Here is a 25,247-nt window from a genome sequence, read left to right on the forward strand (position 1 = left end):
CAGCCCTTCGTGCTGAAGTGGCACTCAGGAAATCACCCCCATCTACACCGACTTGAGGGGAAGCTGCTTCAGGGTGCCCGATGCCACAATCCAACGGCGAACGCTAAACAACACACCAAGAGACAAGCATGCACGCCCTCACCCAACACGTCGTCAAATCGGGCTGCATCGCCGCCCTGTCCCTGCTGTGTGCCGCTGGCCAGGCCCAGGCACAAAACGCCCTGCGCATCGACTTCACGATGCAGCAAGCGTCTGGCCCGGCCCTCTCGCCCAGCCTGGCCGAAACCGGCTACCTGCTGCTGAGCTTCGACGACACCACACCGCTGCTGACCGACGGCGCCACCACCACCATCGCCCCCACCTACACAGCCGAGCTGCACCTGGACGGCGCCCACCCCAGTGACACAGAGGCACAGCAGATCGGCTCGTTCTACCAGTTTGGCGGCCTGTACGGCCTCTCGCTGGACCTGACCAACACCTGGTCGCAAGAGGGTGTCAGCCACACCGATGCCTTCACCTTCTCGTTTGACGCCACCACCGACGCCACCCCACTGCTGGACTCGCCCAGCGCCTTTGCGCTGTTCGCGGCACAACAAGCGGCCACGGGCGGCAACGGCCACGTCTACCTGACCAAAGGCACCAGCAGCGAACTGGGCTCGACCCAGGATGCCTACGAGTTCAACGCGACCATGACCAATGTGTCCGTTGTGCCCGAGCCCACCTCCCTGGCCCTGTTGCTGCAAGGCAGCCTGGCCATGGGCGGCCTGTTGGCAACCCGCAAGCTGCGCGCAGCCCGCGCCTGATCGGGCTCAGTACTGGGTCACCCTGATCACAGGGCGGCCAGGTAGGCCTGGGCGGCCCGCTTCACTTCGGCATGCAAGGCCGTCCGGTCCAGCTCGGGCCCTTGCGTCAGCAAGCACTGGGTGACCCAGCCATACACCAGGGTGTGCACCATGCGCGCCACCACGGGCACGCGTGCGGGCTCCAGCGTCTGGCCCGACGCCAACAAGGCCTCACACCACAAGGCCACAAACTGGTCATAGTGCTTGCGGTAGGCATCGGGGCTGGACACCTGGCGCTCCAGCATGAACAGCGCCGCCCACACCGCGGCCTCGTCCATCACGCGGTCAAGCTGCTCGTCGATCAGGCCCTGGACCAGCACCAGCATGGGCTCGCCCCGGTGCGCTGACACGTGGTCGCTCATGGCCTGCGCCAGCCGTTTGACACGCATGTGGATGGTCAAGGCCGCCAGCGCCTGTTTGTTGGCCACGTATTCGTAGAACGTGCCCACCCCCACCCCGGCCACCGCCGCCACCTCGCGGATGGTCACGCCGGCGTAACCACGCTCCATCAAAACCCGAACAAAGGCCTCCTGCAAGGCCTCGGAACTCACGCGCGCACGCGACTGCCGCGGCTTGCGCCGTGTGGCCGATGAAACCCGAACACCTTGAGCTGGCATTTTTCCTAGACTAGCAGGCAAGCAAGACAAGCCCGAGGGCTGGATGGAGACGACCCATGACCTGGCAAACCCACGAGATCACGAACCAGTTCGACGAACTGCAAGACTACAACCTGTTCGCCACCGATGCGCCCTTGCGTGAAGCGCTGGGGCGTGCGGGCGCGGCAGATTTTGTGCCACAGCTCGACACCTACGGTGCCACCCTGGGCCAGGCCGAGACCTATGCCTTGGCCGACCAGGCCAACCGCTATACGCCTGAGCTCAAATCGTTCGACGCACGTGGGCGCCGCGTGGACCAGGTGAACTTCCACCCCAGCTGGCACAGCCTGATGGCGCTGTACCGCGGGCAAGGGCTCATCTCTCGGCCCTTTGCCGACGAACGCCCCGGACGCTGGTCGGCCTGGGCGGCAGGCTTTTACCTGCACAGCCAGGTCGAAGCCGGCACGCTGTGCCCCGCCACGATGACGCAAGCCGCCATCCCCCTGATCCAGCGCGAACCGGCCCTGTGGTCCGCCATGAAGGACCAGTTGCTCAGCCCCGCCTACGATGAGCGCGACCTGCCCCTGGCCAGCAAGCGGTCCATCTGGATCGGCATGGGCATGACGGAAAAACAAGGTGGATCCGATGTCCGCGCCAACACCACGATGGCCACGCCCACAGGCCAGGGCGAGCGCGAGTTCACCCTGCGCGGCCACAAGTGGTTCTTCTCTGCCCCCATGTGCGATGCCCACCTGGTGGTGGCCCGCACCGCGGATGGCGGCCCCAGTTGCTTCTTCGTGCCGCGCTGGCGCCCCGATGGCAGCAAGAACCCGGTCGAGGTGCAGCGCCTCAAGGGCAAGGTCGGCAACCGCAGCAACTCAAGCAGCGAGGTCGAGTTCAAGGACGCCCACGGCATCCTGATGGGCGAACCCGGGCGCGGCATCCCCACCATCATCGAGATGGCCACCTACACCCGGCTCAACTGCGTCGTGGGCAGCGCGGGCATGATCCGGCAAGGGCTGGTGCAGGGCCTGGCCTATGCACGCCAGCGCAAGGCCTTTGGCCGCCTGCTGGTGGACCAGCCCCTGATGCGTGCCGTGCTCACCGACCTGGCCCTGGAAAACGAAGCCAATGTGGTCCTGATGATGCGACTGGCCCAGGCCTACGAACGCGATGACAGCACCCTTGAAAAGGCCTGGAAGCGCGTGATGACACCGGCCGCCAAGTTCTGGATCTGCAAGCGCGCGGTGGAACTCACCGGCGAAACCATGGAGATCTTTGGTGGCAATGGTTATGTGGACGAAGGCGTGATGGGGCGCCTGTTCCGCGAAGCACCCGTCAACTCGATCTGGGAAGGCTCGGGCAATGTGATGTGCCTGGATGTGATGCGCGCCATCGGCAAGGCGCCGGCTGCGGCCATGGCTTTGCTGGATGACCTGGCCCAGGACATCGGCAAGGATGCACGCCTGAAGGCCGCACAACAAGGCCTGCTGGCCATGCTCCAGGAGCCGCCCGAGCAGCTCGAAGCCCTGGGCCGCCGCTTTGCCGAGCGCCTGGTGCTGCTGGCCCAGGCCTGCCTGCTGCAACGCCACGCCCCCACGCCCGTGGCCGATGCCTTCATCCAGACCCGCCTGGATCCGCAATGGGGCCGCGTGGTGGGCAGCATCGACACGCGCTCACTGGCGGTGGACGCCATCCTGCAACGCGCCTACCCGGGCTGAAGCACCTTGGGTCAGCTCATGCGATCGCGCTTGGCCAGATCCGGGAACAACCGGGTCCAGGCTGCCGCGATCAGCATGGAGCCGACGCCACCCAACACCACGGAGCCCACCGCCCCAAAGGCCGCCGCCGTCACACCCGACTCGAATTCACCCAGTTGGTTGGACGCCCCGATGAAGATCGAGTTGACGGCAGCCACGCGGCCGCGCATCTCGTCCGGCGTTTCCAGCTGCGTGAGCGTCAAGCGCGTGACCACGCTCACGTTGTCGGCCGCGCCGGTCACGGCCAGCGCGAACATGGACAACCAGAAGCTCGACGACAGGCCAAACACCAGCGTGGCCAGGCCAAAAACGCCCACCGCCATCAACAGCCTGGGGCCCACCTTGCGGTCCAGCGGCCAGCGCGTCAGCACCAGGGACATGGTCAAGGCGCCCACCGCGGGCGCTGCCCGCAAGAGCCCCAACCCCACCGGGCCCGTGTGCAGGATGTCCTTGGCATAGATGGGCAACAAGGCCGTGGCACCGCCCAGCAAGACGGCAAACAGGTCGAGCGAGGTGGCCCCCAGCAGCACCTTGCGCTGCCACACGAAGTGCAAGCCGGCAAACACATCGCCCCATGAACTGGCTTTGCGTGCAGGCACGAAGTCGTAGCGGATCACGATGGCCAGCATGAAGGCCACCAGCAACAAGGCCGTGCAGGTGATGTACACCGTGCTGGCCCCTGTGGTGTAGAGCAAGCCACCCAGGGCCGGCCCCGAGATCACCGCCACCTCCATGCCGCTGGAGCTCACGGCAATGGCCCTTTGCAGCAGCGCGCGGGGCACCAGCAAGGGCGTGAGCGCCTGCTGCGCTGGCATCTGGAAGGCCCGTGCCAGGCCCAGCGCCACCGACAGCCCCAAGATCAACTCACGCGAAGCATGGCCTGACAGGGTCGCCCACAAGAGCAGCGAAGCCACCCCGGCCTGCGTCAGCATGCACGCGGCAAAGATGCGCGCCCGGTTGAAGCGATCGGCCACCTGCCCGGCGGGCAAGGTCATCACCAGCGCCGGCACGAACTGGAACAGGCCCACCATGCCCAGGTCCCAGGCGCTGGCGGTGAGGTCGTACATGTGCCAACCCACCGCCACCATCAACATCTGGTTGGCCATGATCCCGGCCAGACGAGACACCCAGAAACGCACGAACTGCGTTTGCGCGAACAGCTCGCGCAAATGAGACATCAACATGGTTCACCAACGTGCTTGCAGCCATCGACGAATGGCCAACCAAGCCGGCCAGCATACGTGCTTCGGATCAACCCTGTTGGCCGGCCGTGTTCAAGCGCGCCAGGCACCCACAACTTCGGACGCGCTCAGCACATCGGCATGCCGATCGGCCAGTGCAGCCAGGCTCACCTGGTGCACCTGGCTGGCCGGGATCACCCCGCCTTGGCCATCGGGCAGATCACGCGTGGCACAGGCGTCCCCGATCACGGTCACGGCGTAACCCAGGTGCAGGGCCTCGCGGACGGTGCTGTCCACGCAGTTGTGGGTCATCAAGCCGGCCACCACCAGGTGCTGCACCTTCAGCTCCTGCAAGTGCGCCTGCAAGGGTGTGCCCTTGAACGACGAAGGCCACTGCTTGACGATGCGGTGATGTCCGCTGGCCACTGGCAACTCCTGCATGGGCTGCGCGCCGGGGGAACCTGGTGCGAATGCCGGGGCCAGCGCCGATGCCGCCTCGTGGTGCACATGGATCACGGGCACACCCACGCGTTCAGCTGCCGCCACCAACTGGCTGGCCTGACGGGCAGCGTGTGCCACATCGGGCAAGGGCAGCCCCCCCTCCACGTACTCGCGCTGGAAATCGATCAGCAACAAGGCCGTGTGCAACGGGGGCGGCACCTGCGCGGCCGGCATGCCCGCCATCTGCCTGAGCGTCTTCACGGGTGACACAGGCCGCCCCAGCTTGCGTGCGGCCTGCGTCAAACCATCGTAGCCCCAGCTGTCGGCCGGCACTTCATGCAGGACGATGTACAGCGGCGTGGCAGCCGGGCCCTGCATCACCTCCTGGATGAGCGCATGGGCCGCCGAGATGAAGCGTGCGCGCTCGCCTGCCTCATTGGTGCCCGCCGTGATGAACACCTGCAGGCTGGCACTCCAGCCTGCATCGGGCAAGGCCTGCCCACCCACGGCCCATGTATCCGGCCGGCGTTGCGCCACATTCACCACAGTCAGCTCTGCGCGCTTGTGCAGCAGGTCCGCCATCAGGCGGGTGAGGCCCTGCCTCAAGGCTTGGCCTTGCCCGGGCGTGAAGGCCAGGCTGGCGATGTCAAGTTGAAGCAAGGGCATGGTCGCGCTCCTGAAAAGCATGTTGAACACGAGCCCATGGTGGCCAAAGCCATTCGATAAGACAATCCATCATCAAGGCACATGACTGTTTCCAAGGAGGAAACAATGGATTCGACATTTGCACAGCAAACCCAGCAGCTGGCCGACATGGTGATGCTGACCAAGGTTGTCGACGAAGGCAGCTTCTCGGCGGCGGCACGCGCCCTGGGCTTGACCAAGTCAGCGGTCAGCAAACAGATCCAGCGCCTGGAAAGCAGCTACGCCACCAGGCTCTTGAACCGCACCACGCGCAAGCTGTCGCTGACCGAAGCCGGCCGCGTGCTGTACGAGCACGCAGAGCAGGTGGCCCGACTGGGCTCGGCCGCACAGGATGCGCTGGCCCAGTTGAGCAGCCAGCCAGCCGGTGTGCTGCGCATGACGAGCTCGGTGACCTATGGCAAACATGTGCTGGCCCCTTTGCTGCCGGCCTTCTGCCAGCGCTACCCCGATGTGCGCGTGGCCCTCACCCTGGTGGACCGCTTTGTCGACCTGACCGAAGAAGGCTTTGACCTGGCCATTCGCCTGACGGCACAGCCGCCCGATGGCCTCACCGGCCGCCCCCTGCACCGCTGTGACTTTGTCGTCTGCGCCAGCCCCACCTTCCTGCGTGGCAAACGCATCCGCCACCCTCAGGATCTGGGCACCCAGCCATGCTTGTCCTTTTCAGTGGGCATGCACACGGCCTCGCACCCTTGGCATTTCAAGGATGCGCAAGGGCACACCAACAGCGTGGCCGTGCGTGGCCCCGTGGCCGTCAACAGCAGCGATGTGGTCCGCGAGCTGGTCTTGGCGGGCATGGGCATTGGCCTCTTGCCCCGCTTCGCGGTGCAGGCCGACCTGGATGCAGGCACCCTGCGCCCCCTCCTGCCCGGCTGGCAGCCAGAAGGTGCCTTTGGGCCGACGGCCTGGGCGCTGTGGCAAGGCCAGCGCCACATGCCGCCCAAGATCAGGGTGATGATCGACTACCTGGCGCAAGCATTGGCCGAGCCTGGTTGAACCAGGTTGAGCCAGGCCCCACCCGATTCCACCCTCACGCAGCCGGCTCGTTCAGCTTCTTGAGCAGCAACACATAGGGCACGCCATACATATCGGGCAATGTGCGTTCCAGCTCGAACCCGGCCCGCGCATACAGCCGCTGCGCGCTGGCCATGAGCGGTGTGGTGTGCAAGGCCAGCGCAGGCGCATGGTCGCGTTGCGCACGGGCGATGCACTCGTCGAGCAGGCGCTGGCCCACACCGGCACCACGGCCAAAGGGTGTCACCGACAACAGGCGCACGATGGGCCACACCGGCGCGAAAAAATCAGGGCGTGGTTGATGCGCGCCCACATAGCCCACCGCCCCGATCAGGCGGCCACCCCGCTCGGCTACCAGCACCTCGCTGTCGGCCGCATGCTGGGTCAAGGCCGTCAGGCGCGGTGCCAGCTCATGCCAGCCCGGCATGACGGGCGCCAGCTCCAGCCAGGCCTCGCGCACCAGCGCGTCCACGGCCTCCTTGTCACCCGCCTGAAAATCCCGAATCCGAAGGTTCATACCATCCCGTGTGTTTGATCATGGGGCCTCGCGCCCTGGAAGCACTGTGGCATAAAGAGCCCTCAATCGATCAGAGACCTCACACGTGACCTCCATTTTTTCTTCTCGCCGGTTTCGGCGCCTGGCCCTGGTCCTCGTGCTATTGCCCCTGCTGTGCTGGGCTGCCGCCGTGGCCTACATCTGGACCAGGCAGGACAAGATCTTGTTCTTTCCTGAGCCCCTGGCGCAGAACCACGCCTTCCAGGAAGCCGACACGCAAGAGGAATGGGTGAACGTGCCCGGCGCCAGGCTGCATGCCCTGCACCTGCGCCAGCCAATGGTCAATGGCCAGCGGCACACACGCGGCATCGTGTTCTACCTGCACGGCAACGCCGGCAATGTGGCCACCTGGTTCACCAACGCCGACTTCTGGCGGCGCAGCGGCTACGACCTGTTCATGCTGGACTACCGCGGCTATGGCAAGAGCTCAGGCCACATGGAGGATGAAGCCCAGATGCATGACGACGTGCTGCGTGCCTGGCAACAGGTGGCGCCCGAGTACGAAGGCCTCAAGCACGTGATCTTCGGGCGCTCGCTGGGCACGGGCCTGGCCACCTACCTGGCCACCCAGGTGCCGACCGATCTCCTGCTGCTGGTCTCGCCCTACACAAGCATCGAGGCCATGGCCCAGGCGCATTACCCCTGGGTGCCCGGCGCCGTGCTGCGCTACCCCCTGCACACCGATCGCTGGCTGCCCAATGTGAAGGCCAAGGTCGTGATCTTCCACGGTGAGCGCGACACCTTGATCCCCATCGACAACGCCGAGCGGCTGCAGGCACTCAAGCCGCAAGCCCTGCTGATTCGCATCCCGCAGGCGGGCCATGGGGACATCCATCAGCTGCCGGCCTACACCGATGCGCTGATGGCCCAGCTTCAAGGCCTGTGATCTAGCGCGTCAACCTCAAGGTGTGCACGTAAAGCGCCTCGACCTTCTCACGCGCCCACGGCGTCTTGCGCAGGAACTTGAGGCTGGACGACACACTGGGCTCGAACGTGAAGCAGCGCACCGGGATCAGCCGGCCCAGCTCCTCCCAGCCGTAATAGTCGGACAGGTCTTCAACCATGCGCGCCAGGGTGATGCCGTGCAGGGGGTTGTGGGGCTGGTCGGTCATGCTGGGCAAGGGCCTGTTTGAAGTGAAGGGGCTGGGCAGGCCCACACCATGCCACAAAACACCGCCACTTCACCGGCGGTCTCAATGCGCGCTGCCCTGCGCATCCAGGCGGAACACCTTGACCGCATCGGCCAGCACGCGTGCCCGCTCGGCCAGCGTCGATGACGACGACGCGATCTGATTGACCGCTGCCGCGTTCTGCTGCGTGATGCCTTCCAGCTGGGTCACGGCCGTGTTCACCTGAGAGATCGCGGTGAGCTGCTCTCTTGCACCATGGCTGATCTCTGCCACCAGGGTGCCGACGCTGTCCACCGATTGCAGTGCATGCTGCATGGCGCCCCGCGCCGAGCCACTGAGCTCGCTGCACGCCAGCACCTTTTCGCCAGACGCGGTGATGAGCTGGCGCACCTCCTTGGCCGCGCTGCCAGTGCGCTGCGACAAGGCGCGCACCTCGGCCGCCACCACCGCAAAACCGCGGCCCTGCTCACCGGCGCGTGCGGCTTCCACAGCCGCGTTCAAGGCCAGGATGTTGGTCTGGAAGGCAATGCTGTCGATCACCTGGATGATGTCGTTGATGCGCCTGGACGACGCCTCCATGTCCACCACGGTTTGCGTCAGGTCACCCACGGCCTCGTCGCACTGCTGCGTCATCGAGGTGGTCTGCACGGCCAGGCTGGCGGCCTGCTCGGCGGTGTCGGCACTCAGGCGAACCGTGCCGGTGATCTGCGCCATGGACGCGGTGGTTTGCTCCAGGCTGCTGGCCTGCGACTCGGTGCGGGCCGACAGGTCCTGGTTGCCCTGTGCGATCTCCTGGGTCGACACCAGCATGTGGTCGACCTCGGTGCGCGCGTCACGCACGATGGCGCGCAGATTGACCTGCAACTGGTTGAGCGAGCGGGTGAACTGCCCGATGACGTCCGTGCGATCGGAATGGCAGGCCACGGACAGGTCCCCGGCCGCCAGCACATTGGCGTAGTTCAGCAGCTCCTTGATCGGACGGACCGCCAGGTGCACAAAGACACCACGGCCCAGCGACACCAGCCCGATCAGCATCACGCTGGCAAGCAGGGTGGCCCAGCCTTGCAAGAGCGACACCCCACCTGCCGCCACCGCCCCCATCAGGAAGGACAAGGAGGCCAGGATCACGGCCGCCAGCGTCAGCTGCCCCGCCAGGTCCAGGTTGACGGCCGATCGCAGGCGCCCCATCCAATTGAAGCGGACGACTTGCCCGCTGCGCAGCCCAAGCCGCTGGCTGGCGCTGTGCGCATCCGCGTTCAAACAGGCATACAGCTGCCCGGCCTGCGCCACCTCTTCTGCCGACGGTGCCGTGCGGACCGACATGTAGCCCACCGGCTTGCCATCCACGACCAGGGGCGTCACATTGGCCCGCACCCAGTAGTAACGGCCATCCTTGCGGCGGTTCTTGACCAAGGCCGTCCATGGTTGCCCGGACGCGATCGTGGCCCACATATCCCGGAAAGCCTCGGCAGGCATATCGGGGTGGCGGATCAGGTTGTGGGGTTGCCCCAGCAACTCCTCGCGCGCATACCCACTGACCTGGATGAAGGCGGGGTTGCAATAGGTGATCCGGCCCTTGAGATCGGTGGTGGAAACGAGCGACGCACCTGCCGGGAACGGAAACGCTTCATCAAGGATAGGCAAATTACTGCGCATGGACTGCCTGACGGGCAAGCGGCATGAAGCCTGAGGTGGTGCCCAGATGGAATGGATGGATGGATGGGATGACGGGGATCTTGATCCAGGCAAAGTCTAGGTGGGGTGACTGCCCGCATCTGCCGCGATTACTGACTGAAATAGCCACTATTTACCGCATCAGCCCGATTTACCCATTCATCCCGGATATGAATCCAGTCATGAATATGGATAAATGATTTGGAGAATTATTTATGATCGCAAAATGTTGTAAATGTCGGGGCAAAATCCCCGCCCTCTGGCGCCTGTATTCAGGCTTGTGACATAGTCAAACCATGTCCAGATACTTCGTCATCGCGGCCTGCATGGCCCTGCTGGCTCGCACGGCCTTGGCGCAGAGCGATGCAGCCTCGGCCCCACCCAACCCCTTCTTCCTGGAGGCGGCGGACTGCACGGCGGCCTTCGAGGCCCGCGTGATCGAGCGCAAGACCCAACCGAGGTCGGATGCCCGCAACCAGGCCATCCTGCACGACACCGAACTGGGCTTCGTCTACATCGGTGTGGCCTACAGGCGTGGCCTGCGCAACCCCGAGGCCGACGAGATGCTCAAGGCGGCTGAAAAGCGCTGGAGCCAGATGAGCAAGCACGATCAAGCCAAGCGCCTGACGTCATGCACCACCCAGGCCGAGCAGCTCATGGAAGACGTGAGCGGGCTGGAGCGCTTCATCGTCAAGAACCGTGCGGAAGCGCGGGTGGACCGCCTGCTGGAAAAAGAGAAAGAGGCTCACGCCACGCCATGAGGCACCGCACGCCTCAGTCCGGTGTCCAGTCCGACGCCTTGTAGACCAGCACCTTGAGCGCACGCTCCGGTGACACATCGGCGAACACGGCGGGGTTCGCCACCCGTTGCTCAAACGTCAGCTGCGGGGCCAGCTCCTGCATCTGGTCCTGCAAGAAGGCCAGGTCCAGCTCGGGTGCGTTCAAGCACAGCAGGGCGTAGCCACCCGGCATCAGCAGATCAGGCAGGCGACGCATGAGGCGCGCGTAGTCCTTGGTGGCCACGAAGCTGCCCTTTTGGTAGCTGGGCGGGTCCACGATGACCAGGTGATAAGGGCCCATGCGCGTGATCTTGCCCCAGGTCTTGAAGATGTCATGGGGCATGAAGCTGGCCCCGGCCAAGAGCCCGTTGAGCGGGTGGTTCTGTTTGCCGATGGCCAAAGCACCATCACTCATGTCCAGATTGAGCACATGGCGTGCGCCCGCCTGGAGCGCCACCACTGAAAAGGCGCAGGTGTAGGCAAACAGGTTGAGCACCTTGCCCCCTGGGTGGGCCGCCACATGCTCGCGCACCCAGCGCCGGCCCTCGGCCATGTCCAGGAACAGGCCGTGGTTCTGGCCCTTGAGCACATGAACCCGAAAGCGGGCCCCTTGTTCGGTCACCACATGCGGCTCGGGCACGCTGCCGACCATCAGGCGGGTCTCGGCGCGGCCTTCATGCCGGCACTGGAAGACCCAGTTCAAGGGTTGATCGGGGGCCAGTTGCTGCCAGCGCGCATTCAGTGCCTCGTGGACGAGAGACAGGGTATCGTCCGTCACTGGCTCGAAACTGGTCAGCAGCAGGACGGGCGGGAAGGCGTCCAGCGCCCATTGCTCGCAGCCGGGGTGCAGCCCTCCCCGTCCGTGGAAGATGCGCTGGGCGTCGAGGGGCATGTCCATCGTCGCGATGGCTTGCAGCAGGGCTTGCATGGGGTAAGGGATCTGAAGGGATGTGAACCGTGCACATCATGCCTTGCCCTCAGACACGCACGGCCACCACCTTCGGCACATCGGGCCCAACCGTCCACGACAGACGCCGATAGGCACTACCACCCAGGTCCTGAAGCACCACCTTGATGCCTTGGTGAGCCAACTCGTCCAGCACCCAGTTGGCATTGCGTTCGCCAACATGGCACTCGCAGGGCTGGTTCGGGAACATGTTCCCACCGCCATACACATAGGCATCACATTGCCGTGGATCGATGCAGCGTGCGCGCAGCCGCTCGAACATCATGTCCAGGGCGACCTCGCCATAAGTCCCGGACGCACACGCACCGCGACTCGCCTGGCCCGTGTGCACGATGTGGCACATCACCCCCACCGTGCGGCGCGGATCGGTCAGCACGACGGCAATGCACGAGCCCAGCAAGGTGTCCAGGCAGTCACCGCGCTGGCCAAACACCACATCGCCCGGATGCAGCGTGCAGGCCGACCCACAGCGTTTCACTTGGCCACCTTGCGAAAGACACCGGGTGCCAGTGCCTGCAAAGGCGTGGTGCAGGGCGCGCGCCCTTCAGCCGTGCCGATGAAGAACAGGCCACCCGGCCGCAAGCGGCCCAGCACGCGGTCGACCACATCCCGTTTGGTGGCCGCGTCAAAGTAGATCAGCACATTGCGCAGGAAGACCACATCGAAAGGCCCGACACAGCTGGCGTCCTGACACAGGTTGAGCTGCCCGAAGCGCACGTGCTCACGCAGCCGATCCTGAATCTGCACCAGGCCCTCGGATTCGTCCTCGCCACGCAGGCAGTAGCGCTTGAGCCGCTCGGTGGACACATGGCGCAGGCGCTCTGCCGGGAAGATCCCCGTGCTGGCGCTGCGCAGCACGCGGTCGCTGATGTCGGTGCCCAGCACCGACCAGTCCGCGCCGATGCGCCCTTGCAGTTGCAAGTCCGCCAGCAGCATCGCGATGCTGTAGGCCTCGTCGCCAAAGGAGGAAGCCGCACTCCAGACAGACAGATTACGGGGCTTGGTGCGCGTGAGCTCGCGCGCCAGCAGGTCGAAATGCGCGGGTTCGCGAAAGAAGTAGGTCTCGTTGGTCGTCAGAAGGTCCACGGCCATCTGAAACTCGCCACCGTCGTCATGCCCCGATATCAGCTCGAAATACTCATCGAAGCCGCCCAGGCCCAGCCGCTGGATGCGGGCCGACAACCTGGACGTCACCAGCGGCTTCTTGCTGTCGGCAAAAGACAGCCCGATCTCTGTGTGCATCAGGCCCGTGATGCGGTGAAAGGTGTCGTCACGCAGCGCCTGCATACGCCTGCCCTCCTGGCCATCCGCTCAATAGGGGCGGAAGTTGCCGTGCGTGCCGGTGGCCGCCATCTTGGGTGAGGCGGCCTCGGGCCTGGCCGTGCCGCGCATCGGCGAGTTGGGGGCGCGGCGCTCCACGCCAGCAACGTGATCGCCCCTGCCCTTCGTGCCTGACGCGTTGCCGTTGCCCAGGTTGAAGAAGGCCACCGCCTGCTGCAGTTGCTCGGCCTGGCCGGACAACTCTTCCGATGTCGCGGCCAGCTCTTCCGAGGCCGATGCGTTCTGCTGCGTGGCCTTGCTCAATTGCCCCATCGCCCCACCGATCTGGGCGACCGACTGGCTCTGCTCTTGCGAGGCCGCGGCGATCTCCTGCACCAGGTCACTGGTCTTCTGGATCGAGGGCACGATCTCGCCCAGCAACTTGCCGGCGCGCTCGGCGGTCGACACGCTGTTGCCGGCGAGGTCACCGATCTCCTGTGCGGCCTCCTGGCTGCGCTCGGCCAGCTTGCGCACCTCGTCGGCCACCACGGCAAAGCCCTTGCCATGCTCGCCGGCACGGGCCGCTTCAATGGCCGCGTTCAGCGCCAGCAAGTTGGTCTGGTAGGCAATGTCATCGACGATCGATATCTTCTGCGCGATCTGCTTCATGGCGTCCACGGTCTGGGTCACCGCCTGCCCGCCCTCGCCGGCTTCCGTGCTGGCCTTGGAGGCCATGCTGTCGGTCACCTTGGCGTTTTCGCTGTTCTGCGTGATCGAGGCCGACATCTGGTCGATGGACGCGGTGGTCTCCTCCACCGACGAGGCTTGCTCCGTGGCCGATTGCGACAGCGCCTGCGCGGTGCTGCTGACCTGGGTGGCCGCGCCCGTCAGCGCATCGGCTGCCGCGCGCACTTCCTGGATGATGCCGGCCAGCGTGTCGCAACTGGTGTTGGCGTCGTTCTTCACCTGCTCGAAGGTGCCTTGTGCTTCGCGGGTGATGCGCTGCGTCAGGTCACCGGCGGCAATGCCCGAGAACACGCGCCCCACGTCGGCGATGATGGCGGCCAGCTTTTCGCTGGTGGCATTGGCGTCGCGCTTGACCTGGTCAAACGTGCCGTTGTAGTCACGCGTGATGCGCTGAGTCAGGTCGCCCTCTGCCAGGGCCCCAAACACACGACCCACGTCGTCAAAGATCACGGCCGTGGTTTCCATCAACACGTTCACGCCCGAGCACAGCACTTCGATCGGGCCACTCTTGCCCTCCAGCGGGATGCGCTGGCTCAAGTCGCCGTCCTTGGCGGCGCTCGTCACGTGCTGGGCCTGCTCCACAGCCTGGCGCAGCATCTTGTTGGCGTGGACCTCGGCCGTCACATCGGTGGCGTACTTGACCACCTTGAAGGGCTTGCCGTTCATGTCCATGATGGGGTTGTACGAAGCCTGGATCCAGATCTCCCGGCCGCCCTTGCCCAGGCGCTTGTACTGGCCCGCGTCGTACTCGCCACGCCCCAGCTTTTCCCAGAACAGGCGGTAGTCCACGCTGTTGCGAAAATCCGGGTCGACGAACATCGAATGGTGCTGGCCCTTGATCTCGCTGAGCGAATAACCCAGCGTGCTCAGGAAGTTGTCATTGGCGTTCAGGATCTTGCCATCCAGGCCGAACTCGATCACCGCCTGCGCCTTGCTGATGGCATTGAGCTGGCCTTCGAAATCAGCCGCCTGCATCTTGGCTTGCGTGATGTCGGTGGCGTACTTGACCACCTTGAAGGGCTTGCCGCTCATGTCCAGGATGGGGTTGTACGAGGCCTGGATCCAGATCTCCTTGCCACCTCGGCCCACGCGTCGGTATTGCCCGCTGTCATACTCGCCGCGCCCGAGCTTTTCCCAGAACAGGCGGTAGTCCACGCTGTTGCGAAAGTCCGGATCAACGAACATCGAATGGTGCTGGCCCTTGATCTCGCTGAGCGAGTAGCCCAGCGTGTTCAGGAAGTTGTCGTTGGCGTGCAGGATCTTGCCGTCCAGGCTGAACTCGATCACGGCCTGCGCCTTGCTGACCGCGTTGAGCTGCCCTTCGAAATCGGCCGCGCGCAACTTGGCCTGCGTGACATCGGTGGCGTACTTGACCACCTTGAAGGGTTTGCCTTGCGCGTCCAAGACGGGGTTGTACGAGGCCTGTATCCAGACCTCCTTGCCATCCTTGCCCAGGCGCTTGTACTCGCCTGCGTCGAACTCGCCTCGGTTGAGCCGGTCCCAGAAAGCACGGTACTCACTGGACGCCGCATAGGCCGGATCGACAAACATGCTGTGGTGCCGGCCCTTGATGTCGTCCAGCTTGTAACCCAGCGTCTGCAGGAAGTTCTCGTTGGCGTGCAGGACGGTGCCATCCAGCTTGAACTCGATCACCGCCTGAGATTTGTTCACGGCCTGTAGCATGGCCTCGGCCTCGGCCCGTGCCTGCGCCTGCTGCTGCAAGGCCTCGGCGGCCTGTTGCAATGGGGTGCCTGCAAAAAGGCGGGCGAGCATGGAAGGCTTGGATGGGCTCATGGTGGTTCCGATCCCTTTGAGATACTGGACGTGTGATTGATGACACCTGATCGCCAATAAATGGCGTGAGGCAAATCCAGGCAAGCCCGCTCCACCTCTGGGGTGAGTTTCGTCAAAACCCACTGCCTATTGACTTTAATTTCTCTGAAAGGGGCGCACTTTTCACGCAAGTGAGGTGTGGCAAACAAATAAGCCGGGTTGGGCCAATCCCCAGTAATACCTGAGCCCAACGTGGTTATTGCCCATTGATGCGCCTTGGGATCACAATGTCGTTCGACGCACGCAAAGCGCGCTGTATTCATTCAAACCAGACCATGACTTTCAAAGTGTTTTCTGCCACCGACATGCGTGATCTCTTGATCACCACCTTGCTGCATTAGCCTTTCGAAGCTGGTTCGGAAGGCTGTGGGCCTTCCGGCAACAACCCCGGTTGGTTCACACCCCCCGGGGTTTTTTCTTGCCTGAGATTTTCATCATGCGTACCTACGACAAGCTCATCGCCACGATTTGGTCTGCCAAAGCATGCAGAGGCTTGCGCGCGTGCTTTGGTCCCTTCATGCAAGTGCCGCGCTAGCCTTGCGATGCGGATCCCGCTCGAAGGCTGGCCCAGTCTTCCCGCATTGAAAGATCCGTATGACTCACAAACACATCACCCGTCGCAACATCGGCATCATTGCCCACGTCGACGCAGGCAAGACCACCACGACCGAACGCGTTCTCTTCTACACGGGCGAGAGCCACCGCATGGGCGAAGTGCACGATGGCACCACGACCATGGACTTCGACCCGCAAGAGCGCCAACGTGGCATCACCATCAACAGCGCGGCCACCACGGTGTTCTGGCAAGGCGTGCAGATCAACCTGATCGACACCCCCGGCCACATCGACTTCAACATCGAGGTCAACCGCTCGCTGCGTGTGCTTGATGGTGCCGTGGTCGTGTTCGACGGTGTCGCGGGCGTGGAGCCCCAGACCGAGACCAACTGGCGTCTGGCCGACAAATACCACGTCCCCAGGATCGGCTTCATCAACAAGCTCGATCGCATCGGGGCGGACTTCGCACGTGTCAACGACATGATCGAAGAACGCCTGGGTGTGAAGACGGCCGTGTTGCAGTTGCCCATCGGCATCGAAGGCGACTTCAAGGGTGTCGTGGACTTGTTGACCATGAAGGCCCTGATCTGGCTGGATGAGCGTGCCGGCAGCCTGTACGAGACCATGCCGATTCCGGCGGACATGCTGGCGCAAGCCCAGGCCCAGCGTGCCCGCCTGATCGAAACCGTGGTCGAGCAGGACGAACGTGCACTGGATGCCTATGTGCAAGGCGAGCCCATTGACGTGGACACGCTGCGTGCCTGCATCCGCAAGGGCACCTTGAGTGGGGCCCTGGTGCCGGTTCTGGCTGGTGCGGCCTTCAAGAACAAGGGTGTGGAGCCTTTGCTGGACGCGGTCGTGGCCTACCTGCCTTCACCGGAAGACAGGGCCCTGCCCGCCGAAGACGGCAAGGACATCGCCGACCGCCCCTTGTCTGCGCTGGCCTTCAAGCTGGTGGCCGACGAGCATGGCTCGATGGTGTTCCTGCGCGTCTATGAAGGGCGTCTGCGTGCAGGCGATGTGGTCCTCAATGCCAACACCGGCAAGAAGGAACGCATTGCCCGCATCTATGAAGTCCACGCGGACCAGCGGCGCGAACGCACCGACATCGCTGCAGGCGACATTGCCGCGGTCGTGGGCTTGAAAGACACCCTGACCGGCCACACCCTGAGTGACCCTGCCCACCCCGTGGTGCTGGAACACATCGTGGTGCCCGAGGCCGTGATGGACGTGGCGATCGAGCCCAAGGCCCATGTCGACCAGCAGAACCTGAGCAAGGCCTTGCACCTGCTGTCCAGAGAGGACCCGAGCCTGCGCGTGCACATGGACGAAGAGTCCGGCCAGGTCATCCTGTCCGGCATGGGCGAGTTGCAACTGGAGGTCTCGCTTGAAAAGCTCCGCACCCGTTTTGGTGTGGAGGTGGCGGTGGGGCGGCCTCAGGTCGCTTACCGCGAAACCCTTTCACAGGAAGTGACGGTGCACCATGTACACAAGAAGCAGACCGGCGGCCCTGGGCAGTTTGCCGAACTCACGCTGAAGCTGACCCCCTTGCCAAGGGGTGAAGGCCTGCAGTTCGAGAGCCAGATATCGGGCGGCGCCATCCCGCGCGAGTTCATCCCGGCCATCGAGGCCGGCGTGCGCCGCGCGGCGCTGGTGGGGGTGTTCGCGGGCCATGCCTGCGTGGACTTCAAGGCGACCTTGCTGGACGGCAGCTTCCATGAACGGGACTCGTCGGCCATGGCCTTCGAGATCGCCGCGGGTGCCGCCTTCCGTGAAGCGGCGCTCAAGGCGGGGCCGCTCGTGCTGGAGCCCGTGATGGCGGTCGAGGTGATCACCCCGGCCGACCACGTGGGTGACTGCATCGGCGACCTGATGCGGCGGCGTGGGCACATCCGTGCGCAGGACGTGCGCGGCAACGCCACGGTCATCAGTGCGGAGGTGCCTCTGAAAGAGATGTTCGGTTACATCGGTCACCTGCGGGCCTTGACATCAGGGCGCGCACAGTATTCGATGCAGTTCGATCACTACGATGCGCTGCCTCCGCAGCTGCAAGCCGCCATGCATGCCCATGGCTGACACAACACCTCAACCCTAGGAGAACATCATGATGACCATCCGCTCCCGCACCCTGCTGGCCCTGTGTGGCCTGATCGCTGCCGCAACCGTCCAGGCTCAACCCGTGATGCAAGGCGGCATCCTGACCGATGCCGCTGGCCGCACGCTCTACGTCTTTGACAAGGACCAGCCCGGCAAGAGCAGCTGCCAGGGGCCCTGCGCTCAAAACTGGCCCGCCTACACAGCCGAGCCCGCTGCCGGTGCAAAGCCTGCCCCGGAAGCGAGCCGTTTCGAACGTGAAGGCGCGCAACAATGGGCCTGGATGGGCAAGCCGCTGTACTACTTCGGCGGCGACACCAAGCCCGGTGACCGCAACGGCGATGGCCGCAACGGCGTGTGGCACATCGTTCAACCGATGGCCGCCGCCAGCGGCACCTCACCTGCAGGCAAGGCACCGGCCTCCACCTACTGATCAGCCAGCCCCTGCGATCACGCCCTGGGTCGCAGGGGCTGCGCCCGAACAAGCCCGCTTCGTCCGCATAATGACGAGATGCAAACGGAGGGGCCCATGTTCGGCAACCTGATCTTCCGCCAGTTGTTCGATGCCGCGTCGTCCACCTACACCTATCTGCTGGGTTGCCCGGCCACGCGGCAGGCCGTGATCATTGACCCGGTGTTCGAGCAGCACCTGCGCGATCACGCCCTGATCGAAGAACTCGGGCTCCGGCTCACCACCTCGCTCGACACCCATTGCCACGCGGACCATGTCACCGGCGCGTGGCTGATGCAGCAGGCCACCGCTTGCCGCATCGGCGTCTCCAGGCGCTATGGCGCCGCCTTGCAGGGAGCCGACCTGCTGCTCGACCATGGCGACCGCGTCACCTTCGGCCAACACCACCTGGAAGTGCGCGCCACGCCGGGCCACACCGATGGCTGCATCACCTATGTGAGCGACGACCACCACATGGCCTTCACCGGCGATTGCCTGCTGATACGCGGTGCTGGCCGTTGTGATTTCCAGCAAGGGCACGCCGGCACGCTCTACCACTCGATCACCGAGCAGATCTTCAGCTTGCCTGATGACTGCCTGATCTTCCCGGGGCACGACTACAGCGGCCGGACCATGTCGTCCGTGGGCGAGGAGCGCGCGCACAACCCGCGCATCGGCGGCCACGCGGACGAGCGCGACTTCGTCGGTTTCATGGAGAACCTGAACCTGCCTCACCCGAAACAGCTCGCGGTGGCGCTGCCTGCCAACCTTCGTTCGGGGCAACCCGCCGACGGCAAGATGCCGCGCCTGGCCGACTGGGGGCCGGTGCGCCAGACCTACGCCGGCCTGCTGGAGATTGAGCCCGAGTGGGTGTCTGAGCACCTGGACGAGGTGCTGCTGCTTGACGTGCGCCAGCACGAAGAAATGGACGAGCGCCTGGGCCGCATCAAGGGTGCCAGGATCCTGCCCTTGAGCGAGTTGAAGGCCCACCTGAGCGAGATCCCCCAGGACCGCCCTGTGATCACGGTGTGCCACGCCGGCATGCGCTCGGGCCAGGCCACGGTGATCCTGCGTCAGGGCGGCTTCACACGCCTGGCCAATATGCGCGGCGGCATGCTGATGTGGCATCAACTCGGCTTGCCCGTTGAGCACCCAGCCACCCCTTGAGCTGATCCCTCACAGCGCACCATGCGCTGCATAACCACCTCATTGAAGAGAAAGATCAAGCATGCGCGAAGGCCCCCGGATCTCATGGTTGCTGGCCCTTATCTGGATGGCCGCCATGGCATGGCCGGCGCACGCTGCAGACGCGTCTGCTACTCCGTTGAAGCTGTGCGTTCAGGATCAACCCTTCTACCCCTACATCCTGCCCGGAGGGAAAGGCAGCTTTCAACGTCTGACGACTCAGGCTGTTGCTCAATTGCCCGTCCAGTTGAGCATCGCCGAGGTCCCCTGGCCACGGTGCCTTCGCCGGCTGCAAGACGGCCAGTTTGATGGCGCCATTGGCGGATGGACGGCCGAGAGAACCGCCTTTGCGGTCTTCCCGATGAAGAACGGTGTCATCGACCCCCAGCGTTATGTGGGCGCCATACGCTTTGCCGTTTACCGGCGCAAGGGCAGCATGGCGGACTGGGATGGCAAACAGTTTCGCCTCCCCGCTGGCGCCACCGTGGGTGTTCAACGTGGGTTTTCATTTGGCGAGACCTTGAAAGCCAACGGTGTGCCGATCGACGCTCACTCCACCTCGGCATCGCAGCTCCTGGACAAGCTCGCGCATGGCCGCAACGACCTGGTCATCGTGCAAAAAGCATACGGTGATCTGGCCTTGCAGGAGCCCAAGCTGGCGGGCATGATCGAGCAACTGCCACTGCAGTATGCCGAGCTCGACATCTACCTCATGCTGTCCAAGCCCTTCCAGGCGGCCCACCCTGACCTGGTCGAGCAAATCTGGAATGCCATCAAGGTGGCAAGGAGACCTCATGGCTGAAAGCGACCAGGTTTTCTCGGGCTCGATCCCGCAGTTCTACGACACGCTGATGGTCCCGCTGATCTTCGAGGCCTATGCCAGCCACATGGCCCAGCTGGTCGCGGCCTCCTCACCCGGCTCGGTGCTGGAAACGGCGGCGGGTAGCGGTGTGGTCACGCGGGCACTCGCACCCCAACTCGGCACCAACGCACGCTACGTGGTGACCGACCTCAACCAGCCCATGCTCGACTACGCCGCCGCCCGGCAGGGCCCCGATGCCCGCATCGCATGGCAACAGGCGGATGCGCTCAAGCTGCCGTTCGAGGATGCCTCGTTCGACACCGTGTGCTGCCAGTTCGGCGCCATGTTCTTCCCCAGCCGGGTGGCCGGATACGCCGAGGCGCGCCGCGTGCTCAAGCCAGGCGGGCGCTTTGTCTTCAGCGTCTGGGACCGCATCGAAGAGAACGCCTTTGCCGATGAGGTCACCCACGCCGTCGCCACGGTGTTCCCGCACGACCCGCCGCGCTTCCTCGCCCGCACGCCCCACGGCTATCACGATGTGGCCCTGATCCGCGAGGACGTGCGCCAGGCGGGGTTCACCGACATCCAGATCGAGACACGCGAAGCGGTGAGCCGTGCGCCCTCGGCACGCGATGCGGCCACCGCTTATTGCCAGGGGACACCACTGCGCAACGAAATCGAGGCGCGCGACGCCAGCTTGCTGCAGCTCGCGACAGACCGCGCCACCGAGGCGATCGCCCGCCATCATGGCCAAGGCCCGGTGGCTGGCAAGATTCAGGCGCATGTGATCGTGGCGGTGCGATAGGGGCAGGCAAGGGTGTAAGGTTCCCGGGACGAGTCCGACCAAGTAGAAGTCGTGAGCGCATCTTGCGCCGCGATCGGGCCAGCTTGTGCTGGCCTGCCATCCGCTTCCACAGGAGAGACTCATGCACACCATATCCATCCCCACCCGCCTAGTGGGTGGCACCCTTGGCGCCATCGCAGCGGCGGCCAGCTTGCTGCTGGGCACGCCGGCCCTGGCCAGCGCCTCTCAAGCCAGTGAGACGGTGATCGTCACCGCCTCCAACCTGGCCACCAACCAGTTGCTTGTCTACAGCCCCGCGGGCACACTGCTGCAGGCCCTGCCCACACAAGGCCAGGGCGGCGTTGGCGGCAATGCAGGGGGTGTGGTGGCCAGCCATGGCCGTGTGGCGGTCGTCAACTTTGGCTCCAACAACGTCTCCGTGTTCGTGCGCAACGGATGGCCTGGTGGCTTCCGGCTTGAGAAGGTCATCCCCACGCTCGGCAGCCCGGTCAGCGTCGCCTTCGGAGAAGACCATTTGTACGTGCTCACCACCACGCAGGTCGAGTCGCATGCCATGAACCACGGTGGCATCGCCACCACGGCTGATGGCTCGGCGCCCTTGCTGCATGCCGATGGCACCGCAGCGCAGGTGGGCGTGATCCAAGGTGAGCTCATCATCACCGAGAAGAGCAATGCCATCGAGACCGTGAAACTTGATGCCCGTGGCGCCGTCTCCGGTGCCGCCAGCTCGGTCACCAACCTCCCGGCCAACATCGACACACCGCTGGGCCTGGCCACGCGCGGCAACGAGGCCTACGTCACCATCGCCCATGCCGACGAGACCAGCCTGGTGCGCCACAACACCGTGCTGACGACAACCGGCTCGGGCACCCAGCACGCGCCGTGCTGGCTGGCGCTGCAAGGGCCCTTCCTCTACTCGGCCAACTCGCCCAGCAAGAGCGTGTCACGCTATGCCGTCTACGGTCAGCACATCGTGCAGGACGCCGCCGTCGTGGCGCAGTTCACCGGGGGCCCGACCGACATCGCCGTGCGAGGCACCTTGGCAGCGGTCATCGACGCAGCAGGTGCGCAATCGCGCGTCTCTGTGTTCAACGTCGATCAGGACGGCAACTTCACGCTGCGCGGCATGGCGACACTCGACAGCAAGACCACCAACGGGGTGGCCATCGTGACTGGAGACTGAACGCAGCGACTGTCGCGACGGTGATTCGCCCATGTATATTGCCCTCACGATTTTGCTGCGTGAGGGCATGGCTTGGACAACGTTAACAACACCCGTTCGGTGGCGATTTACTGGGACTTTGAAAACCTGCACGCCGGCCTGCTGGAAGCCAAATATGGCGAAGGCGCCTACACCAAGCAGGAGATCCGCTTCAAGCCGCAAGAGCCGCTGGTGGACATCCAGGCGCTCGTCGAGCTGGGCGCATCGTACGGCCCCATTGCCATCAACCGGGCCTACGGCAACTGGCAGTTCTTCTCGCGCTACCGCGATGCCTTGCTCCAGACCTCTGTCGAGCTGATCCAGCTGTTCCCACCGGGCGCCTCGGCGAAGAACGGGGCAGACATCAAGCTGTGCCTGGATGCCACTGAAGACATTGGCCGCTTCGGGCACATCGGCACGGTGATCATCGTCGGTGGCGACAGCGACTTCATGCCCGTGGCGCAGAAGATCAAGGCGGCAGGCCGCACCTTGATCGGCATCGGAACGCGCAGGAACACGAACAGGCACTGGGCGAACAGCTGCCACGAGTTTCGGTTTTATGAAAGCCTGGTGGAGGCCGAGAGTGCGAACGCCGAGCCGAACGCAATCCCCGTGGCACCCTCGCACACCGTGCACCCGGCCGCAGAATTGCTGCGCCGCGCGGTGCGGCTGCTGGCAGAGTCAACAGGTGATGCCTGGGTGAACAAGGCGAGCGTGCTGCCGATGATCAAGCGGCTTGATCCCACGTTTGACTTCAAGGACCACGGGTATGGCAGCTTCAGTGACATGATCAAGGCCTTGCCTGAGGTGGTGGAGGTACGCAAGGGTGAGGTGGATCACCAACTGCGTGTCAAGGGGGCGGCTTGATTTGGAATCGGTCCTTGCTGATCGGTTGGGGCAACTCGGCCCTGGCGACGAGTAGCCACCCATTTCCGACGTAGCACAGCAAGGTTAGGCGGGAGACATGCGTTCGTTCTAGTTCGTCCACTGCGTGTTCATTGTTGCTGTTTATCCAGGAACCCGCCCCTGTGCCACAGTTGGCAACGTCAAACGCCGGATTGAGCCAGATTTAATAGGGCAAGTCTCTTTATGCGTTGCTGCGTCTGCAGCCAAATTCAAATGGCCCACATATCCTTCGGCTTCAACGGTGCTTTCTGGCCAATCAGCTTTCCTTTGTTCCAGGGTTGACTACGCGTGTTTTTGGCCGTGGTATCCATGGGGATCTCCTTCAAGAAAGACGGCAACTTGTTGCCCAGCTTGCCGCACGACACGACAGACGCATATTGCTGCGTACGCAAAATCCATGACGGTATAAAGAGCATGTGGGATCTGGTCAAGACTTGTGGGCAAAGCCCGAAACGAAAACGAGCTAGCTCATAGCGGTGTTCTTCGTTCAAGGCCATGCAGTCGCTCCCTAATACATAGGATTTCGATATCTCTCCCAGCAGCATAAGATCTATCAAATTCAAGTGCGGACTTGAACTGAAACGTCCAAATGGTCATGGACCATGATGGGATGGATTCGGCCCCCGGCTTCGTTGTTTGCTCCAGCGCTATCAAACTCAGGTGGGAATACTGTACGGCGCTGACGAGACCAAACGCTAGGTGTAACCAAGGCGACTCCAAGGAGTCCAAAGGCGAGCAGCCTTCTAGGAGAACCATCCATGGTCGTCGTGAGTTGGAACATGGCCAAGTCAAAAGGCATCCCGATTGAACATGTCCTTGCGATGTGCGAGCGCTGGGGTGCAAGCGTTCTCGTCATTCAAGAGCCCACAGGCTCACTTCTCGACTTCGGCTCGCGTCGCAATGAATCGCAACCGCGCGGGTGCAAATCGACCTGGCGCGGTACGCTGCAAAAGGGCGGCTCGCAAGGGTCAATTGTGATTGTGGCCCGAGATGGAGTGAAGATCAGCAATGTGAGTTCAGTGGACCTCGGCGTGGGTCAGGGTACACGTCAGATCACAGCCACCAACCCGCTTGTGCTGTTCGATGCTCAAGAGGGGGGCGAGCGCATGAAGATCGGGACATGCCACGCGCCATTCGATGAATCCGCTCGAGCCAGTTTTGCGGGAAAGGCCGTGGAAAACTGCAAGAAGCGCAAAGCCGACTGCTTGCTGGGCGACATGAATACGTACGGCACCGCTGTGCCTGGAGCGACACGGTCGCGCGGCGGCGGATTTCAGGCGCCCTCCCTTGGTGCTACCAGCGCCCGCGGCCGCGGTTCCCCGCTCGACAAGGTTTTCGTGTCCGACAGCGTCGGCCCCTCCTTCCAGGCCGGTCGCATCGTGCCCGGCAAAACGCGGGTATCTGCGTCGCCCAAGGGCTCGGATCGGGTCAAGGACGTCGTCGACCCGAAGTGGAGCGAGTGCCGCAGCGACCACCTGCCCATCTACATCGCGTTTCACGATCAGGTTGGACGGGTGAACGATCTCTTCCCCGAGGACGACGACTCCGACGATGAGGATGACCCTGGCCCGCCATCAACCAAGCGTACGAAGCGCGACGGCGAGTTTGGAGGGGGTACGCCTTCCGTGCCGGTCGGCGCCTGAGCGGACAGGGGCCGAACGACGTCGCAGCAAATCGCGGGGGGAATACCGATCGATCATCGCCTCTTGGATCGTTTCATTGCAAAACTATCACATGTGCGCTGAACCAGAAATTGACACGTA

24 protein-coding genes are annotated in these 25,247 nt (G+C 64.0%); 13 read left to right on the forward strand and 11 right to left on the reverse strand.

Annotated features, from left to right (window positions below; translation table 11 throughout):
- Window positions 1–128: 128 nt before the first annotated feature.
- Entirely contained in the window at window positions 129–803 is a 675-nt protein-coding gene (locus HY019_RS05180) for a hypothetical protein (protein ID WP_290688890.1), read from the forward strand.
- Window positions 804–829: 26 nt separating this feature from the next.
- Here the strand turns inward: HY019_RS05180 and HY019_RS05185 are convergent, their stop codons facing one another.
- On the reverse strand, window positions 830–1,459 hold the full coding sequence (locus HY019_RS05185; RefSeq protein WP_290688891.1) for a TetR/AcrR family transcriptional regulator: 630 nt from the start codon (window positions 1,457–1,459) through the stop codon (window positions 830–832).
- Window positions 1,460–1,515: 56 nt separating this feature from the next.
- Between HY019_RS05185 and HY019_RS05190 the strand changes: the two genes are divergently transcribed.
- Window positions 1,516–3,159, forward strand: coding sequence for an isovaleryl-CoA dehydrogenase (locus HY019_RS05190; RefSeq protein WP_290688892.1), 1,644 nt, complete (start codon window positions 1,516–1,518; stop codon window positions 3,157–3,159).
- Between the two features lie 11 nt (window positions 3,160–3,170).
- Here HY019_RS05190 and HY019_RS05195 read toward each other — a convergent pair whose 3' ends face one another.
- Both HY019_RS05195 and HY019_RS05200 read right to left on the reverse strand, forming a co-directional pair.
- Window positions 3,171–4,382 (reverse strand): MFS transporter, encoded by a 1,212-nt coding sequence (locus tag HY019_RS05195; protein ID WP_290688893.1) that lies wholly within the window; start codon window positions 4,380–4,382, stop codon window positions 3,171–3,173.
- 90 nt (window positions 4,383–4,472) lie between these two features.
- Complete coding sequence (locus HY019_RS05200) at window positions 4,473–5,486, reverse strand: isochorismatase family protein (protein WP_290688894.1); 1,014 nt, start codon at window positions 5,484–5,486, stop codon at window positions 4,473–4,475.
- Between the two features lie 105 nt (window positions 5,487–5,591).
- Here HY019_RS05200 and HY019_RS05205 point away from each other — a divergent pair, with 105 nt between their 5' ends.
- On the forward strand, window positions 5,592–6,521 hold the full coding sequence (locus tag HY019_RS05205; protein ID WP_290688896.1) for a LysR family transcriptional regulator: 930 nt from the start codon (window positions 5,592–5,594) through the stop codon (window positions 6,519–6,521).
- A gap of 34 nt (window positions 6,522–6,555) precedes the next feature.
- Here HY019_RS05205 and HY019_RS05210 read toward each other — a convergent pair whose 3' ends face one another.
- Window positions 6,556–7,056 carry a GNAT family N-acetyltransferase gene (locus HY019_RS05210; protein ID WP_290688898.1) on the reverse strand — a complete coding sequence of 167 codons (501 nt, stop codon included), beginning with the start codon at window positions 7,054–7,056 and terminating at the stop codon, window positions 6,556–6,558.
- Between the two features lie 85 nt (window positions 7,057–7,141).
- On the opposite strand from HY019_RS05210, the gene HY019_RS05215 reads away from it, so the two are divergent.
- Entirely contained in the window at window positions 7,142–7,981 is an 840-nt protein-coding gene (locus HY019_RS05215) for an alpha/beta hydrolase (protein ID WP_290688900.1), read from the forward strand.
- Window position 7,982: 1 nt separating this feature from the next.
- On the opposite strand, the gene HY019_RS05220 is transcribed toward HY019_RS05215, so the two are convergent.
- Complete coding sequence (locus tag HY019_RS05220; RefSeq protein ID WP_290688902.1) at window positions 7,983–8,207, reverse strand: VF530 family protein; 225 nt, start codon at window positions 8,205–8,207, stop codon at window positions 7,983–7,985.
- 81 nt (window positions 8,208–8,288) lie between these two features.
- Entirely contained in the window at window positions 8,289–9,869 is a 1,581-nt protein-coding gene (locus HY019_RS05225; RefSeq protein WP_290688908.1) for a PAS domain-containing methyl-accepting chemotaxis protein, read from the reverse strand.
- A gap of 326 nt (window positions 9,870–10,195) precedes the next feature.
- Between HY019_RS05225 and HY019_RS05230 the strand changes: the two genes are divergently transcribed.
- Window positions 10,196–10,660: a hypothetical protein gene (locus tag HY019_RS05230; protein ID WP_290688910.1), complete on the forward strand. Its 465-nt coding sequence runs from the start codon at window positions 10,196–10,198 to the stop codon at window positions 10,658–10,660.
- A gap of 13 nt (window positions 10,661–10,673) precedes the next feature.
- On the opposite strand, the gene HY019_RS05235 is transcribed toward HY019_RS05230, so the two are convergent.
- The 4 genes from HY019_RS05235 to HY019_RS05250 are packed head-to-tail and all read right to left on the reverse strand — an operon-like array spanning window position 10,674 to window position 15,446.
- The gene (locus HY019_RS05235) at window positions 10,674–11,606 is read right to left on the reverse strand and encodes a class I SAM-dependent methyltransferase (protein ID WP_290688912.1); all 933 of its coding nucleotides are present in this window, start codon (window positions 11,604–11,606) and stop codon (window positions 10,674–10,676) included.
- Window positions 11,607–11,655: 49 nt separating this feature from the next.
- Complete coding sequence (locus HY019_RS05240) at window positions 11,656–12,123, reverse strand: chemotaxis protein CheD (RefSeq protein ID WP_290688913.1); 468 nt, start codon at window positions 12,121–12,123, stop codon at window positions 11,656–11,658.
- Complete coding sequence (locus tag HY019_RS05245) at window positions 12,120–12,932, reverse strand: protein-glutamate O-methyltransferase CheR (protein ID WP_290688915.1); 813 nt, start codon at window positions 12,930–12,932, stop codon at window positions 12,120–12,122. The genes HY019_RS05240 and HY019_RS05245 overlap by 4 nt, the downstream gene beginning before the upstream one ends.
- Before the next feature lie 24 nt (window positions 12,933–12,956).
- On the reverse strand, window positions 12,957–15,446 hold the full coding sequence (locus HY019_RS05250; RefSeq protein ID WP_290688917.1) for a PAS domain S-box protein: 2,490 nt from the start codon (window positions 15,444–15,446) through the stop codon (window positions 12,957–12,959).
- Window positions 15,447–16,079: 633 nt separating this feature from the next.
- Here HY019_RS05250 and fusA point away from each other — a divergent pair.
- The 7 genes from fusA to HY019_RS05285 all read left to right on the forward strand — a co-directional run bounded on the left by fusA (window position 16,080) and on the right by HY019_RS05285 (window position 23,445).
- Window positions 16,080–18,116, forward strand: coding sequence for an elongation factor G (fusA, locus tag HY019_RS05255; protein ID WP_290688919.1), 2,037 nt, complete (start codon window positions 16,080–16,082; stop codon window positions 18,114–18,116).
- 28 nt (window positions 18,117–18,144) lie between these two features.
- Window positions 18,145–18,567 carry a hypothetical protein gene (locus HY019_RS05260; RefSeq protein WP_290688921.1) on the forward strand — a complete coding sequence of 141 codons (423 nt, stop codon included), beginning with the start codon at window positions 18,145–18,147 and terminating at the stop codon, window positions 18,565–18,567.
- A 108-nt stretch (window positions 18,568–18,675) separates the two neighbouring features.
- Entirely contained in the window at window positions 18,676–19,752 is a 1,077-nt protein-coding gene (locus HY019_RS05265; protein WP_290689178.1) for an MBL fold metallo-hydrolase, read from the forward strand.
- Window positions 19,753–19,867: 115 nt separating this feature from the next.
- Entirely contained in the window at window positions 19,868–20,572 is a 705-nt protein-coding gene (locus HY019_RS05270; RefSeq protein ID WP_290688923.1) for a transporter substrate-binding domain-containing protein, read from the forward strand.
- A complete protein-coding gene (locus tag HY019_RS05275; protein ID WP_290688925.1) occupies window positions 20,565–21,377 on the forward strand; it encodes a methyltransferase domain-containing protein in 813 nt (270 codons plus the stop codon). Before HY019_RS05270 ends, HY019_RS05275 begins: the two co-directional genes overlap by 8 nt.
- A gap of 121 nt (window positions 21,378–21,498) precedes the next feature.
- A complete protein-coding gene (locus HY019_RS05280) occupies window positions 21,499–22,560 on the forward strand; it encodes a hypothetical protein (protein ID WP_290688927.1) in 1,062 nt (353 codons plus the stop codon).
- A gap of 72 nt (window positions 22,561–22,632) precedes the next feature.
- Complete coding sequence (locus tag HY019_RS05285; RefSeq protein WP_290688929.1) at window positions 22,633–23,445, forward strand: NYN domain-containing protein; 813 nt, start codon at window positions 22,633–22,635, stop codon at window positions 23,443–23,445.
- 248 nt (window positions 23,446–23,693) lie between these two features.
- On the opposite strand, the gene HY019_RS05290 is transcribed toward HY019_RS05285, so the two are convergent.
- The gene (locus HY019_RS05290) at window positions 23,694–23,981 is read right to left on the reverse strand and encodes a hypothetical protein (RefSeq protein WP_290688931.1); all 288 of its coding nucleotides are present in this window, start codon (window positions 23,979–23,981) and stop codon (window positions 23,694–23,696) included.
- Between the two features lie 261 nt (window positions 23,982–24,242).
- Between HY019_RS05290 and HY019_RS05295 the strand changes: the two genes are divergently transcribed.
- The gene (locus HY019_RS05295; RefSeq protein WP_290688933.1) at window positions 24,243–25,127 is read left to right on the forward strand and encodes a hypothetical protein; all 885 of its coding nucleotides are present in this window, start codon (window positions 24,243–24,245) and stop codon (window positions 25,125–25,127) included.
- The last annotated feature ends 120 nt before the right edge of the window (window positions 25,128–25,247 follow it).

The sequence above is a fragment of the Aquabacterium sp. genome (assembly GCF_016195855.1).
Lineage (GTDB): Bacteria > Pseudomonadota > Gammaproteobacteria > Burkholderiales > Burkholderiaceae_C > Aquabacterium.